26 protein-coding genes and 2 pseudogenes are annotated in these 18,771 nt (G+C 58.4%); 16 read left to right on the top strand and 12 right to left on the bottom strand.

Annotated elements, in window-relative coordinates; genetic code table 11:
- The first annotated feature begins 8 nt into the window (after positions 1 to 8).
- Positions 9 to 737: an SDR family NAD(P)-dependent oxidoreductase gene (locus FHX06_RS34050; protein ID WP_113207535.1), complete on the top strand. Its 729-nt coding sequence runs from the start codon at positions 9 to 11 to the stop codon at positions 735 to 737.
- 170 nt (positions 738 to 907) lie between these two features.
- On the opposite strand, the gene FHX06_RS34045 is transcribed toward FHX06_RS34050, so the two are convergent.
- The 3 genes from FHX06_RS34045 to FHX06_RS35870 form a co-directional block, all read right to left on the bottom strand.
- Positions 908 to 1,720 carry an SDR family oxidoreductase gene (locus tag FHX06_RS34045; RefSeq protein WP_246715776.1) on the bottom strand — a complete coding sequence of 271 codons (813 nt, stop codon included), beginning with the start codon at positions 1,718 to 1,720 and terminating at the stop codon, positions 908 to 910.
- A 70-nt stretch (positions 1,721 to 1,790) separates the two neighbouring features.
- Positions 1,791 to 2,351: a hypothetical protein gene (locus FHX06_RS35875; protein ID WP_246715774.1), complete on the bottom strand. Its 561-nt coding sequence runs from the start codon at positions 2,349 to 2,351 to the stop codon at positions 1,791 to 1,793.
- The gene (locus tag FHX06_RS35870; RefSeq protein WP_246715772.1) at positions 2,351 to 2,677 is read right to left on the bottom strand and encodes a hypothetical protein; all 327 of its coding nucleotides are present in this window, start codon (positions 2,675 to 2,677) and stop codon (positions 2,351 to 2,353) included. Before FHX06_RS35870 ends, FHX06_RS35875 begins: the two co-directional genes overlap by 1 nt.
- A 449-nt stretch (positions 2,678 to 3,126) precedes the next feature.
- Here FHX06_RS35870 and FHX06_RS34035 point away from each other — a divergent pair, with 449 nt between their 5' ends.
- The 3 genes from FHX06_RS34035 to FHX06_RS34025 all read left to right on the top strand — a co-directional run bounded on the left by FHX06_RS34035 (position 3,127) and on the right by FHX06_RS34025 (position 5,014).
- Positions 3,127 to 3,339 carry a hypothetical protein gene (locus FHX06_RS34035; RefSeq protein WP_018115239.1) on the top strand — a complete coding sequence of 71 codons (213 nt, stop codon included), beginning with the start codon at positions 3,127 to 3,129 and terminating at the stop codon, positions 3,337 to 3,339.
- A 370-nt stretch (positions 3,340 to 3,709) separates the two neighbouring features.
- Entirely contained in the window at positions 3,710 to 3,952 is a 243-nt protein-coding gene (locus tag FHX06_RS34030; protein ID WP_183851336.1) for a hypothetical protein, read from the top strand.
- A gap of 645 nt (positions 3,953 to 4,597) precedes the next feature.
- Positions 4,598 to 5,014, top strand: a complete 417-nt coding sequence (locus tag FHX06_RS34025; RefSeq protein WP_183851335.1) for a low affinity iron permease family protein — start codon at positions 4,598 to 4,600, stop codon at positions 5,012 to 5,014.
- Between the two features lie 373 nt (positions 5,015 to 5,387).
- Here FHX06_RS34025 and FHX06_RS34020 read toward each other — a convergent pair whose 3' ends face one another.
- From FHX06_RS34020 to FHX06_RS34005, 4 genes are all read right to left on the bottom strand, one after another.
- Positions 5,388 to 5,732 carry a low affinity iron permease family protein gene (locus FHX06_RS34020; RefSeq protein WP_183851334.1) on the bottom strand — a complete coding sequence of 115 codons (345 nt, stop codon included), beginning with the start codon at positions 5,730 to 5,732 and terminating at the stop codon, positions 5,388 to 5,390.
- Between the two features lie 714 nt (positions 5,733 to 6,446).
- Positions 6,447 to 6,674: a hypothetical protein gene (locus tag FHX06_RS34015; RefSeq protein ID WP_113207530.1), complete on the bottom strand. Its 228-nt coding sequence runs from the start codon at positions 6,672 to 6,674 to the stop codon at positions 6,447 to 6,449.
- A 6-nt stretch (positions 6,675 to 6,680) separates the two neighbouring features.
- Positions 6,681 to 6,905 carry a hypothetical protein gene (locus tag FHX06_RS34010; RefSeq protein ID WP_183851333.1) on the bottom strand — a complete coding sequence of 75 codons (225 nt, stop codon included), beginning with the start codon at positions 6,903 to 6,905 and terminating at the stop codon, positions 6,681 to 6,683.
- 15 nt (positions 6,906 to 6,920) lie between these two features.
- Complete coding sequence (locus FHX06_RS34005) at positions 6,921 to 7,229, bottom strand: hypothetical protein (protein ID WP_183882491.1); 309 nt, start codon at positions 7,227 to 7,229, stop codon at positions 6,921 to 6,923.
- A 400-nt stretch (positions 7,230 to 7,629) separates the two neighbouring features.
- Here FHX06_RS34005 and FHX06_RS34000 point away from each other — a divergent pair, with 400 nt between their 5' ends.
- Positions 7,630 to 7,833 (top strand): hypothetical protein, encoded by a 204-nt coding sequence (locus tag FHX06_RS34000; RefSeq protein ID WP_018115247.1) that lies wholly within the window; start codon positions 7,630 to 7,632, stop codon positions 7,831 to 7,833.
- On the opposite strand, the gene FHX06_RS33995 is transcribed toward FHX06_RS34000, so the two are convergent.
- From FHX06_RS33995 to FHX06_RS33990, 3 genes and pseudogenes are all read right to left on the bottom strand, one after another.
- Positions 7,820 to 8,056 (bottom strand): DUF2934 domain-containing protein, encoded by a 237-nt coding sequence (locus FHX06_RS33995; protein WP_113207526.1) that lies wholly within the window; start codon positions 8,054 to 8,056, stop codon positions 7,820 to 7,822. The two genes, FHX06_RS34000 and FHX06_RS33995, sit on opposite strands and share 14 nt — an antisense overlap.
- Positions 8,057 to 8,377: 321 nt before the next feature.
- Positions 8,378 to 8,588: pseudogene (locus FHX06_RS35865) on the bottom strand (type II toxin-antitoxin system HipA family toxin); the annotation flags it as partial.
- A 188-nt stretch (positions 8,589 to 8,776) separates the two neighbouring features.
- Entirely contained in the window at positions 8,777 to 9,754 is a 978-nt protein-coding gene (locus FHX06_RS33990; protein WP_018115249.1) for a magnesium transporter CorA family protein, read from the bottom strand.
- Positions 9,755 to 10,062: 308 nt separating this feature from the next.
- On the opposite strand from FHX06_RS33990, the gene FHX06_RS33985 reads away from it, so the two are divergent.
- Complete coding sequence (locus tag FHX06_RS33985; RefSeq protein ID WP_183851330.1) at positions 10,063 to 10,275, top strand: hypothetical protein; 213 nt, start codon at positions 10,063 to 10,065, stop codon at positions 10,273 to 10,275.
- Positions 10,276 to 10,391: 116 nt separating this feature from the next.
- Here FHX06_RS33985 and FHX06_RS33980 read toward each other — a convergent pair.
- Positions 10,392 to 10,762 (bottom strand): annotated as a pseudogene (locus tag FHX06_RS33980) (LysR substrate-binding domain-containing protein); the annotation flags it as partial.
- Between the two features lie 79 nt (positions 10,763 to 10,841).
- Between FHX06_RS33980 and FHX06_RS33975 the strand changes: the two are divergent.
- The 5 genes from FHX06_RS33975 to FHX06_RS33955 all read left to right on the top strand — a co-directional run bounded on the left by FHX06_RS33975 (position 10,842) and on the right by FHX06_RS33955 (position 15,425).
- The gene (locus FHX06_RS33975) at positions 10,842 to 11,834 is read left to right on the top strand and encodes a LysR family transcriptional regulator (RefSeq protein ID WP_312866628.1); all 993 of its coding nucleotides are present in this window, start codon (positions 10,842 to 10,844) and stop codon (positions 11,832 to 11,834) included.
- Positions 11,834 to 12,811: an NADPH-dependent F420 reductase gene (locus FHX06_RS33970; protein ID WP_312866627.1), complete on the top strand. Its 978-nt coding sequence runs from the start codon at positions 11,834 to 11,836 to the stop codon at positions 12,809 to 12,811. The genes FHX06_RS33975 and FHX06_RS33970 overlap by 1 nt, the downstream gene beginning before the upstream one ends.
- 60 nt (positions 12,812 to 12,871) lie before the next feature.
- Positions 12,872 to 13,765: a LysR family transcriptional regulator gene (locus FHX06_RS33965; RefSeq protein WP_018115255.1), complete on the top strand. Its 894-nt coding sequence runs from the start codon at positions 12,872 to 12,874 to the stop codon at positions 13,763 to 13,765.
- Positions 13,766 to 13,848: 83 nt separating this feature from the next.
- Positions 13,849 to 14,616: an NAD(P)-binding domain-containing protein gene (locus tag FHX06_RS33960; RefSeq protein ID WP_018115256.1), complete on the top strand. Its 768-nt coding sequence runs from the start codon at positions 13,849 to 13,851 to the stop codon at positions 14,614 to 14,616.
- Between the two features lie 41 nt (positions 14,617 to 14,657).
- Positions 14,658 to 15,425, top strand: coding sequence for an SDR family NAD(P)-dependent oxidoreductase (locus tag FHX06_RS33955; protein ID WP_018115257.1), 768 nt, complete (start codon positions 14,658 to 14,660; stop codon positions 15,423 to 15,425).
- 122 nt (positions 15,426 to 15,547) lie between these two features.
- Here the strand turns inward: FHX06_RS33955 and FHX06_RS33950 are convergent, their stop codons facing one another.
- Entirely contained in the window at positions 15,548 to 16,042 is a 495-nt protein-coding gene (locus tag FHX06_RS33950; protein WP_183851329.1) for an SOS response-associated peptidase family protein, read from the bottom strand.
- Positions 16,043 to 16,101: 59 nt separating this feature from the next.
- Between FHX06_RS33950 and FHX06_RS33945 the strand changes: the two genes are divergently transcribed.
- The 5 genes from FHX06_RS33945 to FHX06_RS33925 all read left to right on the top strand — a co-directional run bounded on the left by FHX06_RS33945 (position 16,102) and on the right by FHX06_RS33925 (position 18,751).
- Positions 16,102 to 16,692 (top strand): SOS response-associated peptidase, encoded by a 591-nt coding sequence (locus FHX06_RS33945; RefSeq protein ID WP_113207521.1) that lies wholly within the window; start codon positions 16,102 to 16,104, stop codon positions 16,690 to 16,692.
- 298 nt (positions 16,693 to 16,990) lie between these two features.
- Entirely contained in the window at positions 16,991 to 17,158 is a 168-nt protein-coding gene (locus tag FHX06_RS35860; protein ID WP_246715769.1) for a hypothetical protein, read from the top strand.
- A gap of 115 nt (positions 17,159 to 17,273) precedes the next feature.
- On the top strand, positions 17,274 to 17,561 hold the full coding sequence (locus tag FHX06_RS33935; RefSeq protein WP_409564450.1) for a DUF1236 domain-containing protein: 288 nt from the start codon (positions 17,274 to 17,276) through the stop codon (positions 17,559 to 17,561).
- 121 nt (positions 17,562 to 17,682) lie between these two features.
- Positions 17,683 to 18,540 (top strand): DUF1236 domain-containing protein, encoded by an 858-nt coding sequence (locus FHX06_RS33930; RefSeq protein WP_183851327.1) that lies wholly within the window; start codon positions 17,683 to 17,685, stop codon positions 18,538 to 18,540.
- A gap of 55 nt (positions 18,541 to 18,595) precedes the next feature.
- Positions 18,596 to 18,751, top strand: coding sequence for a hypothetical protein (locus FHX06_RS33925; RefSeq protein WP_183851326.1), 156 nt, complete (start codon positions 18,596 to 18,598; stop codon positions 18,749 to 18,751).
- Positions 18,752 to 18,771: the final 20 nt, after the last annotated feature.

Here is an 18,771-nt window from a genome sequence, read left to right as displayed (position 1 = left end):
GAGTTAACATGAACAGACTAGCGAACAAGATTTCCCTCGTTATCGGCGGTGTCGGTGGCATTGGCGGAGCCATTTCTCAGAGGTTTGCCGGCGAAGGGGCGCAGGTCTACGCGACTAGCCGCAAGGGAGCCGAGAGCCAACCTGAGTCAGCCGGCATGGGCAGCATCCGAACGGTTCGGGCAGATGCCAGCGACAGCGCCGATCTTCAGCGTGTCTTCGAGCGGGTCCGATCGGAACAAGGCCGCATCGACGTGCTCGTCGTGAATGCGGGCCTATCCGAACACGCACAATTAGAAGACATTTCCGAGGATCATTTCGATCGGACATTCGGCCTGAACGTGCGAGCTCTCGTATTTGCGGCACAGGGCGCCGTCGACATCATGCAGCCGGGCGGAACGATTGTGCTGATTGGCTCCATCGCGGGCGGTATCGGCACCAAAGGCTATGGCGTCTACGGTGCGACCAAAGCCGCCGTCCGTTCGTTCGCACGCACATGGGCCAACGAACTTGCTCCCAAAGGCATACGCGTAAACGTTGTCAGCCCTGGGCCGACGGATACTGCGATGATGGCGGCCGCCTCACTGGAAATTCGAGATGCACTGTCCAAGATGATCCCTCTTGGGCGTATGGCCAGACCTGATGAGGTGGCAGCCGCTGCCCTCTTCCTCGCAAGCGACGAGAGCAGTTTTACCACGGGTGCAGAAGTAGCCGTGGATGGGGGCATGGCTCAGGTCTGACACCTGCCTTCGACAAGCGCCGGAGACGGCACCCAAGCAGATGTTTGCTTTTTCTGATCAAGACAGCATTGGCGAGGCAGGCAACCTTCCAGCAGGACCTGCCGCAGGGCCGAAGGGGACAGGCTTCGACCGCCCCTCGCCAGCTCGAACGTGAACTACCTTGATGCAGTTCAGATCCGGGCGCCGCCCGTGGCATCGATCACCAGGCCCGTCGTCCAACGCGCATCGTTCGATGCAAGGAAGGCGATAACGTCGGCGACATCCTCTGCCTTGCCACCGCGCGAGAAGACCGAGAGCGCTTCGGCGCCGGCGCGCGCGTCAGGCGAAGCCAGCCACTCCGCATTCATATCGGTTTCGGTCACATCCGGCAGCACGGCATTGACTGTGATCGCGCGCGCCGCAAACTCCGGTGCAAGCGCCAACGTCAAAGTCTCCAGGGCGCCCTTGGAAGCAGCATAGGCCGGATGGGTCGGTTCCGCGATACGTGTAAATCCGGTGGAGACATTGATGATCCGGCCGTTGTCGCGGACGTGGTCGGCGACTACCTGGATCAGGAAGAACGGCGCCTTGTAGTTGATCGTCATCACTTCATCAAACGCGGCTTCACTTGTCTGCTTCAAAGGCAGTGCTGGTGCAATACCTGCGTTGTTCACCAGAATGTCGAGAGCAGACGAACCGGTTTCTGCACGCGCCGCTTCGCCGAACTGGGTCCATAGGCTATCGGCAGCTTCCTTACCCTGTCGAAGGTCGCTTTTTACCGCAACGGCTTTCACGCCAAGCGTCTCGATATCGCGCACCGTTGCGCTGGCCGCATCCGCATTGGCGGAGTAGTGCACGCCGATTAGCGCGGCACCTTCCCTTGCGAAGGCAAGCGCAGCCGCCCGGCCGATGCCGCGCGAACTTCTAGCGTGCCTTGTCCGTGTTGCCTGGAAGTTGCAATCGATGGGCAGTATCGCGCTACCTTGACGAAATGTATGAAACATCCAGCACCGCGGCTGGCCACAACCGAAATCCATCTGACTTCGATCTCATCGAGCGGCCATTCACGCGGCCTTACGCGGGGCTGCCGATTATGGGCGGTTGTATGTTGTTCCGTGAGAGCTGCGCCAGCACTTCAGTGCTGAGCGTGCCTCTTGTCCCTGGGTGACGAAGGCGACCTTCATCGGCATAAGAATAGGTCTGTTCTTCAGCGGGACCGAACGTCATGAAGACTGCAACGCGATCCTGTGTAAAAGCGATGCGGCGGAGGATCGCGCGGCTCAGGGTGAAAGCCTTTTGCGCATCCAGATGAAGTGGGCGAGCGGCCAGCTCGCAAAACCTTCGTAGGCTTCGGTCAACAAATGTCGGCATCTGGCCGGCGTGCTCGATGCGCACGTCGAATATGATTGCATCACCCGCTTTGACACCGAGCCCTCTTGCCGGAAGGCTCTCGACCACGCCTTTCAAGTGAGATCGCGGGCGAACCTTCAACGTTGCCGGCGAATCGTCCCCCTGGTCTTGCAGATAGAACGCAATCTTGTAGACCCTGAACGTGTCGTCGGCAAAGATACTGCCATCCTTGCAGCGAGGATGGTGCGGGACATCGTTGTGCCATGACGACGTCGTGTTGATCATCAGGTCGCACTCGCCGGTAAGAACGACTTCGAGAGGATCGTAATTTCCTTCAATCGAGCAAGGATGACGTCAGATGTCAAAAACCGCGCGACTTCCTCTGTCGTGTACATGGCGTGTAGCTGAAACTTGCCGCCATACAAATAGCGGCCGTTAGCCTTGAGCGATCGCCTGACGACCGGCCGCAAACTTTTCGCCTCCTGCGGGGTCAATAATCCTCTTATGATCGCAAAGCCATTGGATCGCAGTTCCTGTCGCAGCTGAGTGGTCACCGAGATATCTTTGGTGACATTTGCAAGTCGTGGCACTTCGCGGATTAAAGGTTCCATGTCAGCCTCCTGACGCCCTCGAGGCACCCCAGCCCTTACGAACTATCACCCATAGTTGAGCACTTAACAAACTACCCTTTGGAAGGGCGGTATCATCATAAGGTTCGTCCATCACCGAAAGTGGTAGATGCTTCGTCTGCGCGCTTCCACCGCTGGAGAGTGTTGTGGCTGTCGACCAAACTTAGTTCGCAGCGAGTTTGCCCGTTCGAGCGACCGGCCAGAAGAAGCCTGTAGGATTCAGCATTACGACGCCGTCCAGGGTGGACCGGCGCCCGGGTTGCTGCAGGCATAATTTACCTATACGAGAATCTAACTTTTTGTTGATGCATCCAAAAGATGCACCGGCCGAAGTATCTTTAGTCCAAAATTGGTAGGGAACAAATTACTGGGAAAACGGTTTTTACGCCGCCCTGTTAGACGGATGCTCCTGGCAGGCCTGAGGATGTGCGATGGACCGTGTACTTGTTGCCTTCATTCGACACCGGGTGATCGGCAACGCAAATGTCGACCTGGGGGAGCTTTTGGACGCTGCCGACCGGTTTTTCAACGGCAAGCTTGAGCCGCGTGAATTTTTCAGTGCCCTCAATCAGGTCTCACGCGACCGCCGTATTCGGCGCCGAAACCGGGTCACCGCCAACGACGAGCACAATGGCTACAGCTGATAGAAGTCTGAGTTCTCCTGCCGCTCGTCGGGGCGGCACTCCTGCGCGGGGCCTCACGTTGGCTTTAAACGCGTTGACGGTTGCGGAACAGGATTTATCGCATGTACGCCGCATGCCGAAGCACATAAGCATACTTGGTGCGTTTCGTAGATCAAAAGGCGGCAGTCCGCGCAGGCGAGTAATGCTGCCGTACTCGAAGATGGAAAGACAGCGAACGCCAGCTCCCCCTGACTACTACCCCGACCATGTCATAGTGAGTATCAGAACTCGCTGTTTGAGCGTATATTGTGTTCATCGGCCTCATTAACTCATGGTAGTGGTCGCTTGGGAGTGCGCTTTGCTTCTGCCGTTCTGCCGCAGGAGCATAGAAATGTTGCTACCCGTCATATCACTCTCGGATTCCGAAATTGAACTGGTTACGAGTGCTGTCCGCGAATGGTGCCGCACGCGCCACTGCGGCATCGACAGCATTGAGGGTCGCCGGGCTCTCAGTATTGCAATCGATCTTGCTCAGTCCAAATACGATGAGGCGTCGCTTGTCTCAGAGTTGCTGCAACGACTGACGCCGCTAGATGACGCGCCGGGACAACTTCCACAATCGCGCGTCGGGTGACCCGAAGGCCGCACGGCTTCTTTTCTTACTCGTGTCCCCGCCACAAGCCGGGCGTTTCCCGGCCGCCGCAGCCCAGTGCGACGGTCTTCGCCTCAATGCTCTGTAGCACTCCGTGGTGCCAGAGGCGCGCCTTTCGGGCGCGGCTGGTTTCAGAGTCGAGATCCAGTCTGACAACGATGACATTGGGCACGATATGCAGGTTGGGAAGGCACTTGATCTCGGCCTGGTGCAGCCTGGAAATATGGGGCTGCTGTGCCCCGGTCTCGATCGAGGGCGAATGCCCCCGGCACTTTGGGCTTGTCGAGCGCCGGAAGATCGGCGCAGTGAAGACGCGAGCAGGGCCGTAGAAGGAGGCGATCTCGCTGTGGTCCGATCGAATTGGCGATCACGTCACTGCGGAACAGTGAAGCGGCGCGGTAGCTATCGACCATCGTGAACGCTGCCTGATACGTTCGGCCACGATTCCGAGAAACCTTAATTGATCTCGACTCGCGCCAGGATGAGCGAATGCCGACTATCATTGGCGCTTCGCAACGCAAGTCTCCCATGCACGGCACACGGGGCACCTCAGACTGAAGTCCCAAGATCGGAACTGCTCGAGCTCGGATCGCGTTATCATTTTCCGGGGAACCAAGGAGGTTTTTCATGAGCGACAACGCAATGTCCAAGGGATTTTCAAAGTTCGCATCCGCCATTGCAGACCTTTCCGGAAAGCCGGCGACCTTCGTGCTCGCCGTTGTTCTTGTCCTGGCGTGGGCAGTCTCCGGCCCCTTTTTCAACTATTCCGAGACCTGGCAGCTCGTCATTAACACGAGCACGACGATCGTTACCTTCCTCATGGTCTTTGTTCTTCAGAACTCGCAGAACCGCGATGGCAAGGCTCTTCAGGCGAAACTGGACGAGCTGATCCTGACATCGCAGGCACAGAACAAGTTCGTCGGTATCGAGAAGCTGGAGGAACAAGAGCTTCGGGAAATGAGCCGAAAGCTGGCGGAAAAGGCCGAGTGTGTCGAGGAGGTCGCCGAGGACAAAGCCGAGGAACGGGAGCGCAATCCTACTTAGGCGCCCTGTCTCGGTGCTACAGACGGCGGTTGGGTCGCCGCCGACGAGAAGCCTTGCATCGAAAGCGCGCAAGTAAGATTCCTAGCCCTCCTACGGTGCCTCCCGCCAACGCGCCCGACGCTGCGTTCAGCCCGTAGAGCTGAAGGGTGAACATGGCTTCCAGCACGAGGATGGCGCATGCGGCAGCGACTGCGATTTCCCTGATCATGGATACCTCCGGCGACGACGTTTAAACCATTGTACGATGCTGCAGTTCCACTAGTTCGCGATCGGCCAACACTAATCAACCGTCATGTAACGTCACGACGTCGGAGGTCGCTGCTTTCGAAACGCGCGGCCGCTCGATATCGCCGCGCGAACCGCCCGAACCCGATTACGTTGTCCGGTTCTCGGCCAATCTTTCCAACTCTTCGGCCTCGAGCCGCTCGATGCCGATCATGTGGTTTCCAGCCTCACTCGACCTGATGAGTTCGTCGACCTTCACCTGGAGCGCCGCCATGTCCCTATTCTGACTATGCTGCATGATTAGGAGAAGGAAGAGCGACACGAGCGTGCCGAACATTGCCGACAAAAGATGCCACTCCTTTGGCGGACCGAGAGCAAAACCGACGGCGCACCAGACCACGACGAGAGCGGCGGCTCCTGCAAGGACGAGAGAATGCCCCGCCAGAGAAACGACGGTTTCCGACAGGTTGAGGAACGCGGCTCGGATCTTCATCCGGTGGAAATGGTTTCAAGAGGCGTGGGTTCCGTCGCTCGGCATAGGAACTCTGCCGCACCCGCCCCCCATCTGATCGATGTGCCGTATGGATCACCGATGTCGCCGCTGGCAAGCGCCGCGGGCACCGCTTCCGTGGTCCATGGTGAAAGACATGACCGCGACGAACGCCAGATATACTCCAAGCACTGGATGTTTCTATTAGTTAGGTAAACATCGTCATACCGCTAGCTCATCAGCCTTTAGGAGAAGGCGAGCATCGTTCGCCCGGAAGTTTTGTTCGTCGCTGAATTACGGCGTCAGAGGGGTTAAGTCCGGCAGTTAGAAACGATCTATTTGGTTGGCGTTACGGCAACTTCGCGAGCTCGTCCTGGGTCATGGATACGTTCGTGAACCACCTGGCTCGCGACCTGGATGCGAGCACGCCAGCCCGTCAACCGCTGGCATGTCCAATCCCTGCTTCACACTGGCAATCCCAATAGGCAGTCTCACCTCTTCCTCGGAGACAACGACTTCGACAATGGCTTGTCGTCTGGCATGGATGATTCCGGTAGTTGAAAAGACGGCGCTGCCAGTGGCTGGCTCGGCAAAGGTGCTCTTGAAGCATATGCGTTCACACCATCTCGCGCAGAAATGTTTAGATCGCTCTAAAGTTCCTCATTATCACAAAGGAAGCATGCCAGATAGCGCACCTCAGCAGCCGCCTCCCCTGCTCTACTCGACTGCGCCCAGATCTTGGAACGACTGCCGTTGCTCCATGGACGCCTCGGCGTCGGCGATAACACGAAATGCCTTGCCCTGGGACCTCAGCTCCTTGGCTGTCTTTATGGCATCGGGATAGAGAAGTTTCGGCTCATTGTCCCTATCGCGTCCATCCGGATCGAGCGAGCTCAGAGCAATCACCTGGAACCTCGGCAGCACGGCGTCTTCATTGTGATCCACGGCGGTCTATCCCTCGTTTCCGTCGGAAACAAAATCGTCGGGCACAGTCTCGCGCGCCGTGGCCAGCGCTCTCGCCTTTTCAAGCCACTTCTTGTTCAAAACGTCCTCGATTGCGAATACGACGTCGTCGGTACTCCAATCAGCGTCCTCGAGTTCGCGGATGAGCGCGGCGAGTTTTTCGGTGATCACGCCAACCAGCTCGTCATCATCTGCGTGCCTTGACTGCCTCATCGAAGGTTCCTCGCTTTATTTTCTGGTAACGCGGATTGCACCCGAATCCCCCAGGCTGCGCTGGACCGCCGGGATTTTGTCGGGTGTGATTTCGACGGACACCTCGATGTCACCCTCGAGAGCGGCGTCATGTCGGACGCCGCCAGGATGCGATGCGTCGCCGCCTGACGGCAGCGAACCGGCACTGTTGCGCTTACCGTTTGCCTGTATGAAAATGTCAGGCCGGGAAATACGATGCTGCTGAACCAGATGTTCGACTGCAATGTCCGCCGCCTCACGTGTCCCAAACGTTGCCGTGATCGTTGTCGTACTGTTGTGCGCCATCTAAGCTCTCCCTTCATGACCTTGCTAACAGCAACCCCGAACCGACGTCGGAGTTCCACATCTGTCATGGATTCAAACGCCGACTTTGCGGGCTTTAGAGATGATGGCGTTGATCTGCTCAGCGAACAGACACCGCGCTGCGAGGATTGGAAGAGCCCGCCCGGAGCCGGGCTTGCCGCTGAAATCGACCGAACTGTGCATAGGTGGCGGCAAAATGATACGCTCGGCGTGCTGCAGGATGTCCACTAGTTGTCAGGCATCGCCGGCTCTTTCCCCACCTATACGATCGACAACATCATGTCCTCGCAGCTCTTCGCCGCGACGCAGGAGAGGGCAATCGGAGCGATACCGTCGAAGCAGCGTAAAACGTTTCGACCTCAATCGAAACGGAACCGCTAGGATGGATACGAGCGCAGGCTTCGACGCTGCTTTAGCCTTGATCGACCACATCGAAGCGGCGATCATGCTCCTCGAACTTCTTGGTGAAATGGCGCTCGCTGGACCGGTCTTCTCGGGAAGGGAGATGATCTTTTCAGAGCGGAAGCTATCGTGCCCCCTGGGGCTAGCCAATCATATGATGATTGAGGTCTCTAATCCGGAGTGACTGTCGAAGGCGGCCGGATGTCAGTGACGGGCCGGTTTCCATTGTCGCCGTTGAACTCATCGGAAGCATTCTGATTGGCTTCCGTGACATCGGCAGCTTCTTTTTCAGTTGCCTCATGCTGCTCTTCGGCACGCCGCCAATGGTCTGCGTGCTGGCCATCCGGGCGACCTTCATCCTCCCAGATCTTATAGGCGCGCTCACGCCGCTGCTGTTCTCTGTCCATGATGCTCCTCCTATCAGGCATAGGATAAGTTCCCTCCCCGCTGAACGTTCCGTCGAGTGACTGCAACGCCGTGGAAAAAGGTGAGGAAAAAGGGGAACGGCCATCGGCAGAACGTAATTGGTCCGACGATTGGGAGGCTCGTGCGGTATTGGACGCCTTCACCCCACGATCAAATCACGAGACGCATTTCACGGTCTCTCTGGATTCCTCTCCGGCACGAAACGCTCCAGCCTGGCAAACCGCAGACGAACGCGTCAGCGCGGCGGTTGTTGTGAAAGACGCTCAGTTCAAAGCTTTGCGCTTTTTGTTTCTTTGCGCCGGCTAGCCGGCACATGTTTCGAGGATCGGTGTCATCCGCTTCACATGCGTCGGTCCGTTCGAGCACCTTCTCCGGAGTAAACGCACGTTACGGCAGCGGCCACCAGAGATTGTTTACGCGTTCAACTGTCTCGGCCACCGCTTTTAGCAAAGCGGGTTCCGGCATACGTGCGCAATTGGCGAAGACCCTCCATTGCTGCGCGTTCATTGCCTCACGTCACGGGGTGATAGGTAAGCACATCATCCGAAAAGAACTGATCTGTCTGCAGATCCGACCGGCGTCGAGCCGTGCACTTACTTGCCGTCTGACCCGTCAGTTGTTATGCATCTGGCTTCGGCATCTCGGAAATTCGTGAGCGAGATCGTGGTCCTGCAGACAAAGGCCTCCGACGACTGACAGGATCAAAACCATCCTTTGCGCCAAAACCAGAGCAGCGGCGCGACGGCGCTCAAGATAATGATCGTCCATGCAAAGGGATACCCCCAGGTCCAGCTAAGCTCCGGCATGAACTTGAAATTCATTCCCCATACTCCAGCCATTAACGTGGGCGGCACACCAACGACAGACGCGATTGTCAGCACTTTGAAGATGTCGTTCTGTTCGATGGTGATGAAGCCCAGAACTGCGTCCAGCAAGAACTGCGTTTTGTCGGAAAGATGCGTCTCGTAGTCGCTCAGCGAAGCGACATCCTTCGTCACGGCGTGGAGCTGGTCTCGAAATTCGTCCGACAGCATATCGTGACACACATCCAACGTGAAAGCGGCCATCCTGCCAACACCGAGGAGCACGTCTCTGGCCTTTGACGATCGATCACCGAGTGCCCCAACCTTGGACAGCGCCCGACGGAGCGTAAAATTGGAGCTGTGAGGAGATGCCGAGCCTTTGAGGTCTCCCTTGAAAACTGTCTTGGACACCTCATCGACGGCGGACGCCAGGTGTTCCAGCACGTCTGCGCCGCGGTCCACGATTGCTTCCAGCAGCGCAACGAAAACCCCCATGCCGCTAGCCAACGTTGCGTCGTGCACCAGCCGCTCAGCAACTGCATCGAAAGCGGCTTGGCTGTCATAGCGAACTGTTATCAGAAAATCGCGGCCGACGATAAAACCTGCCGGGGAAAGCTCGGCATGCTCGAGCGTCGCGTGTGCAATGACCGGCGCACTCAGATAGATGCGATTGCCCTCTTTCGACAACCTGCTCGACGCTTCGATCTCGCTTAGTGCTTCGCGCGTCGGTACCCTCACCTTCGCCCGGCGCCTGACAAATTCGATCTCCTTTTCGTCGGGATTGAGCAAGTCCATCCAGATCACGTGACCCGGCAAATCGTCATCGGCTCCGCCCGACCTGACGGTGCCCTCGGTGTCGCGGTAAATTTTCAGCAAACGGTACTCCTTGAAAATCGGGAGAGAAGAATCCGCTATACCCGACCAATGCTGAGCGGCTATCGGATCGTTAAGGAGATAGTCCAGAGACCACTAAAGTCATGTTGAGCTGATATTTTGGCTTGCCTCACCCTGCACTCCGTCAACGGATAGTCGCTGCGGGTGACCAGTGACATCCGAGGAATTATCGTCGCAGATATCGCTGATGTCGTCATACGAGTTGCGTAAAAATCGCGCCGCCCGAGAGTGATCCATATGCGTCCGGGAGGACAAAGGAACATCTACTTTGTGCGGTTGTTCTTCTTTCCATGACCGACAAGGTGAACACTCTACTCAATCAACTGCGCGAACCCAATCGCATCTACCAGGGTCTAGCTGATCAGGAGACGGCAAGGAAGCTGGCTGACCTCCTGGAGGAGGCCGTGTCGGGCAAGGCCCCTCAGAGCACCCGTGACATTCTGATAGCGGCGGCGCGTCGCTTAATCAACCAGTCGATACTCGCGCACTGGCACCGCACTTAACCACATTTGGGGCTCTCTTGTTTCTCGATTAGGAGGCGAGCCCTGCTTGCACCCTTCAGATCATTTCGTACTGCGTTTACGATCGATTACGCTCAACGGGCGGTCACTCACGGGGAGCGCAGATCCTCGAGATCGATGTCGCTTCTCGTAGACAGCGGGCTCTCCTTGGCGAATGCCAGAAGGTAGCGCTCATGGGCAATCGAGAAGAAGCGCAATGAGCCGATATTCTCCACCGGCCGGATGAACCGAGATTGACGGGGCCTGCCTCGATATGGCGGATGATGTCATCGATCGTGCCGCTTTCGCTATGCATGCGGATATCGGGATACTCCTGCCGATGCGCGACAGCAATACCGGCAGCACGCCGGTCGTTGCCGGATAGACCGTGCCGATCGCGATCTTGCGGTCGTCTTGCCGGCGATTGAGCGGGCGATCTCTCGCGACAGTCCAGCTCGCTCAGTGTCCTCACCGAGCGCTCATAAAGGACGCCCCTTCAGGACGTGAAATTCTAAGTAATTGATCAGATGCACAGGACTGCCACTAGCTGGGTTGAATCGCACCAACGGGTGCATCGCTTTTCCCCTGACACGATCAAGCTGCAGCGCGCCCAACAAGTTGACAAAGGACAACAGCTGATCAGACTGTTGGTCATGGCAACAACGATTGACTTCCTGGAAATGCGGGCTTTCGTTGCGGTCGTGACGGTGGGTTCGTTCACGGCCGCTGCGCAACGCCTCGACACCGACAAAGCGCGCGTGAGCCGTACAGTTCGGCGCATGGAAGAAAAGCTCGGTGCGCGCCTGCTCAACAGATCGACCCGACATCTCAGCGTTACCGACGTTGGTCGCGATTATTTCGAGAGAGCGTCTTCGATATTGGCTGCTGCGGAAGCTGCGGAGGCTGCCGTGGCCCAGCAAGCGCAGGAACCTCAGGGTCGGTTGAAGGTGACCGCAGGGGTCGAATTCGGAACAACCCAGGTCGACGCCTGGATCGCCGATTTCCTCCAGCGCTGGTCGAAGGTTTCGGTAGAGACCGAGTACACGAACAGGCTCATCGACCTCGTCCACGAGAGCTTTGACGTCGCCATCCGCATTGGACCTCTGCAGGACTCGGGTCTTTCCGCTCGGAAGCTGGGCGAGCTGTCCTACGGTCTCTATGCCTCGCCAGAGTATCTTCGCAGCCGACCCGACATCCAAGGTGTGCCTGACCTCGCGGATCACGATCTGATCATGCACACTCCCCGAGGACGCCCTTCCTGGACTCTGGTTAACAGCAATCAGATCGAAAAGATCGCCCGGACGCCTCGGTGCGTGGTCAACAATACGATCACCGCACGAAACCTCGCTCTCTCTGGTCTCGGGATCGTTCAGCTACCCCAGTATTTGGCATTGCAGCACATCGGCGACGGGACCTTGGAGGTCGTCCTTCCGGGCTGGGCACGGAGTACGGTTCCCGTTCACGCGGTCTTCGCCTCGACGCGATACATGGACCCCAAGGTTAGGCGGTTCATTGATCTCTGCCGCGAACGGTTCAGGGACAACCTCTCGCCCTCGAACTAGTGCCGCTTCGATTGTCCGCATCAGGGACAACAGTCAGTTGCTCGGGCTCGCACTGTTATGCCTCCGAACAAAACCGCATCTCAGGTCGTGCCGCGGACGAAGCCCAAGCGAGGTTCGCCGCAGGCACCACGACATGTTGGCGGGCCTCCGCCGTTCAGAGAGAGAAACGGAAAATGACTCAAATAATCGGAATCATCGGCTCCGGCCTCGTTGGCAAGGCAGTCGCTCGCCTGGCCGTCGCAGCTGGGTACCACGTCGTGATCAGCAACTCCCGCGGGCCGGAGACGCTCGCTGACCTCGTAGAGGAACTCGGCCCTCTTGCCCGCGCAGGCACGGTCGGGGAGGCTATCGCGAGCGCCGATATCGTCTTGATCGCGATCCCGTTGGCGACATTCGAGGCGCTGCCAGCCGACAAGCTCGCGGGAAAGATCGTTCTCGACCAGAGCAACTATTACCCCGGCCTTGGAGAGTTTCGCAGAGCGGATCTCGACAACGGCGAACTGACGTCGAGCGAACTCGTGCAGCGACACCTTCGAGGCGCGAAGGTCGTCAAGGGAATGCACAATCTCGGCTGGATCCACATGGAAGGTAACGCACGTCCGAAGGGCGACGCCCGCCGGACGACGCTCCCCATCGCGGGAAGCGATGCAGCTGCCAAGGAGGTCGTCATGCGCTTCATCGAAAACATCGGATATGACGTTGTCGACGCTGGCTCCCTCGCCGATAGCTGGAGGATCGAACCCAATACAGCGATCTACTTTACGCCCTATGCGCCAAAGATCCCTGACGGCTTGACGGAAGAAGAGGCGAAGAAGGTCTACAAGCAGCCGGGCGAACCACTGTCGCCATCCGAGGCGCGGAAGCTGATCGAAACGGCCGTACGTCCATCGCCGATCGGAGGGACGCTTGAATCCATGCCGGCCGTCCACGTCGCCCTGTTCCTTGAACTCGCCAGTGGTGACACGATCAAGAAGTGAGTGCCGGGGCGCCCGTGCGCGGGCGCCCTCTCGCTTTCCTAGCTGCTTCTGGAGACCTGAATGACGGCGACAATCGGCTTTTCGGAGATGAGGGTATTCGTCGCCGTCGTAACGAATGCGTCCTTCACGGCAGCAGCGCAGCGGCTCGACACTGACAAGGCGCGGGTGAGCCGGATCGTGCAACGGATCGAGGAAAAGCTCGGCGCCCGACTGCTCAATCGTTCGACAAGACGGCTCAGCGTAACCGAGGTCGGCAGGGATTATTTCGAGCGGGCGTCCTCGATTTTGGCGGCTGCCGAAGCGGCCGAAGCTGCGGTTGCCCACCAACATCAGGAACCGCAAGGGCGCTTGAAGATCACCGCGACGCCGGAATTCGGAACCACCCGCGTCGACAACTGGATCGCGGCATATCTCAAGCTGTGGCCGAAGGTGGCGGTAGAGACCGTCTACTCCATCAGGTTCGTCGACATCATTCACGAGGGCGTGGACGTCGCCATTCGTCTCGGCACACTGCCGGACTCCGATCTTTCTGCGCGGAAGCTCGGGGAGATCACCTACGGCTTATACGCAAGCCCGGAATATCTTCAGCGGTCGCAGCCGGTTCGGTCCGTCGGCGATTTGAACGAACACGAGCTCGTCATGAAATCGTCGAAGGGACGCCCGAGCTGGACGCTCGTAAACGGCGAGACCACCGAAAACATCTTCCGCTCGCCCCGATGCTCGGTCGACAATATCGTCGCGGCCAGGAACCTGGCAGTCGCCGGGCTTGGCGTCGCGCACCTTCCTCGCTTCATGGCATGTCCCGATGTCGAACGAGGTACTCTGGTTCACCTGTTACCAGAGTGGGCGGGCACGCCGATGCCAGTCCACGCGGTCTTTGCGTCCACGAGGTACATGGATCCGAAGGTAAGAAGCTTCGTCGATCTATGTCGGGGATCCTTCAGCCAGGACTAAACGAGGTCTGATTGGGCGTTCCTACGGGATTGTTGCTCATCGAAGCAACAGATTGAGGTGACTGCGGCGTCTAATCCCCTTCGATGGACATCCTTAAGTCTCATGCCGACGCAAGCACCCCAGCGTCGAAGCTTGAAGTCAAAGGAACGAAGATGAAAATCGGAATATTGAATGCCGGCAACGTTGGCGGACGCCTTGCGCGCGCCTGGGCTGCCGCAGGCCACGACCTTGTCATTGCAAAGGACGGAGAGGATCGGAAGCTCGCACCGCTCTTGGCGGAGTTGGGAGGAAAGGCCCTCCTTGGCACCATTCGGGAAGCCGCCGAGTTCGGCGAGGTTGTGCTATTTTCGGTCTACTGGCCGCGGGTAGAGGCGATCGTCGCCGAAGTCGGCGACGCGCTCGACGGCAAGATTGTTATCGAGACCATGAACCCGCTCGACGTCACGTCGGACTTCGTGCACTTCCATGACGTGGAATTCATGCGCGACAGCTCGACCTCCGAGAACCTTCAGCAGCGCTTGCCAAAGGCGCGTGTCGTGAAGGGCTTCAACCTTCTCGCCGCCCCGGTTCTTGAAGCAGCCGCCTGGTCGGAAGCGCCTGTCGGCCCGGCCGTCTTCTACGCAACCGACGACGTTCAGGCCGGACAGATAACCCGGAGCCTGGTGGTCGATGCCGGATTCCGGCCAGTCAATGCTGGGCCCTTGAAGGCGGCCCGTCAGATCGAACAGGTTGCCGTGCTCCTGCACAAGGTTGCAGACAATGAGTTCAACGGCGACGCCGATCTCATACGATTGGCCATGACGGTCATCGAAGCGGCTCCCGGCCCGATCGCGCGCGACCGCGTCGCCTGACGCAACCCTATCGACCTCTTTTGAAAATGAAGGAACATTCCATGTCGCAGACACTCAAGGGAAAGACCGCGCTCGTGACGGGAGGGTCGCGGGGCATCGGCCGGGCGATCGCAGAACGTCTTGCAAAGGAAGGCGCAACCGTCGCCCTCACCTACAACGCAAACAGGTCGGGTGCCGACGAGGCCGTGAAGTCTATCGAAGATGCCGGGGGTGCGGCGTTCGCACTTCATGCCGATCTGGCGGATGCAGAAACTATCCCGTCCCTGTTCGACCAGCTTGGTCGCGAACTGACGGAGCGCAACGGAGCTTCCTCCCTCCATATCCTGGTCAACAATGCCGGAAACTCCGGATGGGGCGGGCTGGCGGATGCTACGCCGCAGAGCTGGGATGAGATGGTTGCAGTCCATGCGCGCGCACCTTTCTTCGTCGTGCAGGCAGCGTTGAAACGCCTTGCGGACGGCGGTCGCATCATCAATGTGTCCTCTGCGGCTGGCGCTCGGCCAATGGCCGTGGTTCCGATCTATTCAATGGTCAAAGCCGCCATCAACAATCTCACGCATGCGCTCGCCGCCGAACTTGGCCCGCGTCGTATTACCGTGAATGCCGTCGCGCCAGGTTGGATCAGCACGGACATGAACGCGGCCGTTCGCGAGAATGCAGAAATGGTGAAGGCGATCGAGGCAGATACGGCGCTGGGTCGCTTTGGCGAAACCTCCGACGTCTCGGCTGTGGTGGCCTTCCTCGCATCCAATGAAGGTCGGTGGGTCACCGCGCAGGTGATCGAAACGAGCGGCGGATATAAGCTGTAGCCTGCGAAAGTCGGGTCCATCTGCGGTGGCGGCGCATTTGCGGCCACCGCCGGTGTCAGAAATCTTAGCTCAACATTCGAACAAGCTCTTCCGGGACGAAGCCTGGAGTTGCGATTGGCGCCTTAAACCGCCAGCATCGACTGGGCAGAAGAGCCCGCACGGCGCTTGACCCGGAATGTCCCTGCCGGCAGAGGCCGCAGGATTTCTTCTTCCCCCTGAAGCCCATCGAGCCAAGCCATGCGCTGATCGCGTGTCAGAACCGCCATCTGCCGATCGTGGTAGGGCACGATATCCGCATTCGCTTCGATAGTCAGAATCGCGTAGGCCTCCGGCCATCCACTGGTCTCGGGCCGCCAAATCCCTGCGAAATAGAACCAGTCACTGTTGGCGAGCGAGAAGCTGAAGTTTTTGTGGCGAAACTCGGAAGCCGGCACCAGACAGCGGTGGGCTGGAAAGGTCCGTCCTTCCGATCGGACGACATTGACGGCGCCCGGGCCGCCCTCGCGGGGACGCAGCCCCCATGGCAGCTCGACCATCTCCACATCGCCGTCATGGCGTCTTATGATGACGCGGCGCTCGTCGAGCGGGGCGTCGGACTGGAAAACCTTCGCGCTCATCGTAAATAGAACATATCAGGAACTTCTACTTCAAGCAACCAACCTGAAATGGGGAACGCATGTGTAATGATTATCGACTGACGGTGGACGCTGCCTCGATCGCCAAGGACTTCTCCGATCTTAAGATCAAGATCCGCTTCGGCGAGGGCATACCGAACCTCCAAGCGCGTGAGGATATCAAGATCACCGATGTCGGGCCAATCGTCCGGTCCATTGATGGCGTTCGCGACGAGGCTGAGCTCGTGCAGCGGCGCTGGAGCTGGCCGGGTCCGAACAAGCGGCCAGTGTATAATTTCCGGTCAGAAGGACGGGAGTTTACTTCCAACCGCTGCCTGATCATTGCCGACGGCTTCTACGAGTTCACCGAACCGAAGGTCCCTAAAAAGAAACGCAAGGACAAGTGGCTGTTCACGAAAAAGGACGAGCCGATCTTCTGCATCGCGGGCACCTGGCGCGAAACGCCGGAGGTGGGGCCGGCATTCACCATGCTGACGATGGAGCCGGGACCGGACATCGCGCCCTACCATGACCGTCAGATCGTCATCCTCGAACGCGACGCATGGGCCGGCTGGCTCGATCCGACCGTTTCGGCAAAGTCGTTGATCAGGCCGCTCTCAGCGGGCACCCTGACTGTGGAGCAGGTCGGCTAAAACGACGCCTTCGAGACGATCGCCATAAGACAGCCGATAACAGATAGGGCGGACCGGGGAACGTGGGATCAAAATACCGTTTACGCACGATCGGCCTCTCGGCAGGCAATGATGCCAGTCTCCTGGCGGCCAGTATTGAACCAGACCACGCTGGGCGACAGCAAATTGACGATACCGTCTGCGAGGATGGCCGCGTCGACGCTTCTTCTCCACAATATCAGTCACGACGACTGCTGTTTACAAGGTCAACGTTCCGCGGCGATGGTTGCCACCATCACGCCGCGCTTCGGCAGCCCCAATGTTCGCAAGCAATGCGATCACCATCAACATGCTCGGACCCTTCGCGGTTCTGGAAGACAATATTTCGAACATTCAGGATCGCGACAAGGCGATCTCGATCGATGCCATGATGGTGGTGTCGAAAACGTCGACGAGTCGGATGTTGCGCCGCGTAGTAAACCAATGATTTGGCAGCCTCGGACTAAGGTCCGGTGGACCCCGGACTGAGGTCCCGGGTCTGGAACGAGTGCTCGGCGCGAAGGTTTGGCCTCCCAGCGGAATGGTCCGCTAAAGGAGGAAACATCGTGAAAATTAGAGCAGCAATCGCAACTGCCGTGCTCCTGACCTCGAGCGCCGCATTCGCTCAGTCGGCCATGCCGTCGGAGAAGGTCATCACTTTCGTCCAGAAGGCTCCTGCTCCCAAAGAACGCGTGGTCGTCAAGGAGAAGATCGTCGTCGGACAGGCTCTTCCTGACACCGTTGTCGTGACGCCAATCCCTGATGAAACTGGCTACGCCTACGCCATCGTCAACGATGAGCGCGTGATCGTCGAACCTTCCACCCGCAAGGTAATCCAGGTCATCCAGTAAGTCACTTGAGCCGCGATCGGTAGGCGGCGACAGCCGTCAATCATCAACAAGCGGCGACACCGGCCGCAGCACAGATTTTCCGCTGCGGCCGCGCTGCCGTGCAGAATTCGGAGAGTTTATCATGAGACACACTAATCTTGCAGCGGTCCTGGCCGCACTATCACTGAGCGTCTCGCCGCTAGCAACCGCTCCGGCCGCCGCCCAGAGCAGCACGAAGACGCAGTCAGATGCTCAATCGGGTACGCAATCCGGGTCAACCTCCACCGATGCCGTCGCTGGGCCTCAGTCGAGCCAGCCAAAGCCCGGCGCGAATGCCTCTGGAACTGACTGCACTCCCGACGCTTCAGGCGCATGTCCGCAATCCAAAGATCAATCCGAGCAGAAGGGCGGCGAAGGGTCCGATACGCAGAAAAGTTCGAAACAACAGTCGACCGACGGTTCGAGCGAGGGAACTCTGCCCGGCAAATCCTCTACCGACATGAAAAAGAAGCCTGCGTCGCAGGATACCTCCGGCGGCACGACGACTGAGGAGAAGTCGACGTTGGGCAGTAACGGCGCGGTGCCGGGCTCAAGGAGCGGCACTACAGAGAATTCCACGACTTCTGGCACGAGTACCCAGAGCGGTGACGCTTCAAAGAATTCCGTTGATCAGAGCACGACCAACAAAAACTCGACCGAGACGAACGTCAATAACAGAGCGTCGACCAATTCCAAGGCCAACGTCAACGTCACCGTCGAACAGCGGACTGAAATCCGGCAGGTCATCCAGGAAGTCCACGTCGAACCTGTGAAAGAGGTCGACTTCACGGTCTCCGTCGGCACCACAATCCCCAAGCGGGTTCACCTTGAAAGGCTGCCGCCGAGAATTGTGAAGATCGTGCCAGCGTACGAAGGCTACCGTTTCTTTCTCCTTGCGGATGGCCGGATCGTTATCGTCGATCCTGATGCGCTAACGATCGTCTACATCATCGAGGCCTAGCAGGCAGTACCGGCGGCGTCGCACTGCGCCGTCGGGGCCGCCAAGAGGAATGTCCATGATCTACGAAGAAGAAAAATCCTCAGGTATTCGTTTTCCGTTAATCGTCATTCTTATCGCTATCGCCGCTATCTGTGGAGCATTGGTGGTGACGGCGGAACACCCATCGCCCGCACGCGTGTTCGTGCCTGCGGCCGCTATTTCTCATGAATGATCGAACATTATTGGTACGGA

The organism is Rhizobium sp. BK512, assembly GCF_014194915.1.
In the GTDB taxonomy this organism is placed as follows: domain Bacteria; phylum Pseudomonadota; class Alphaproteobacteria; order Rhizobiales; family Rhizobiaceae; genus Rhizobium.
The sequence above is the reverse complement of the archived record's forward strand: the minus strand, read 5'-3'. Positions and strand labels throughout refer to the sequence as shown.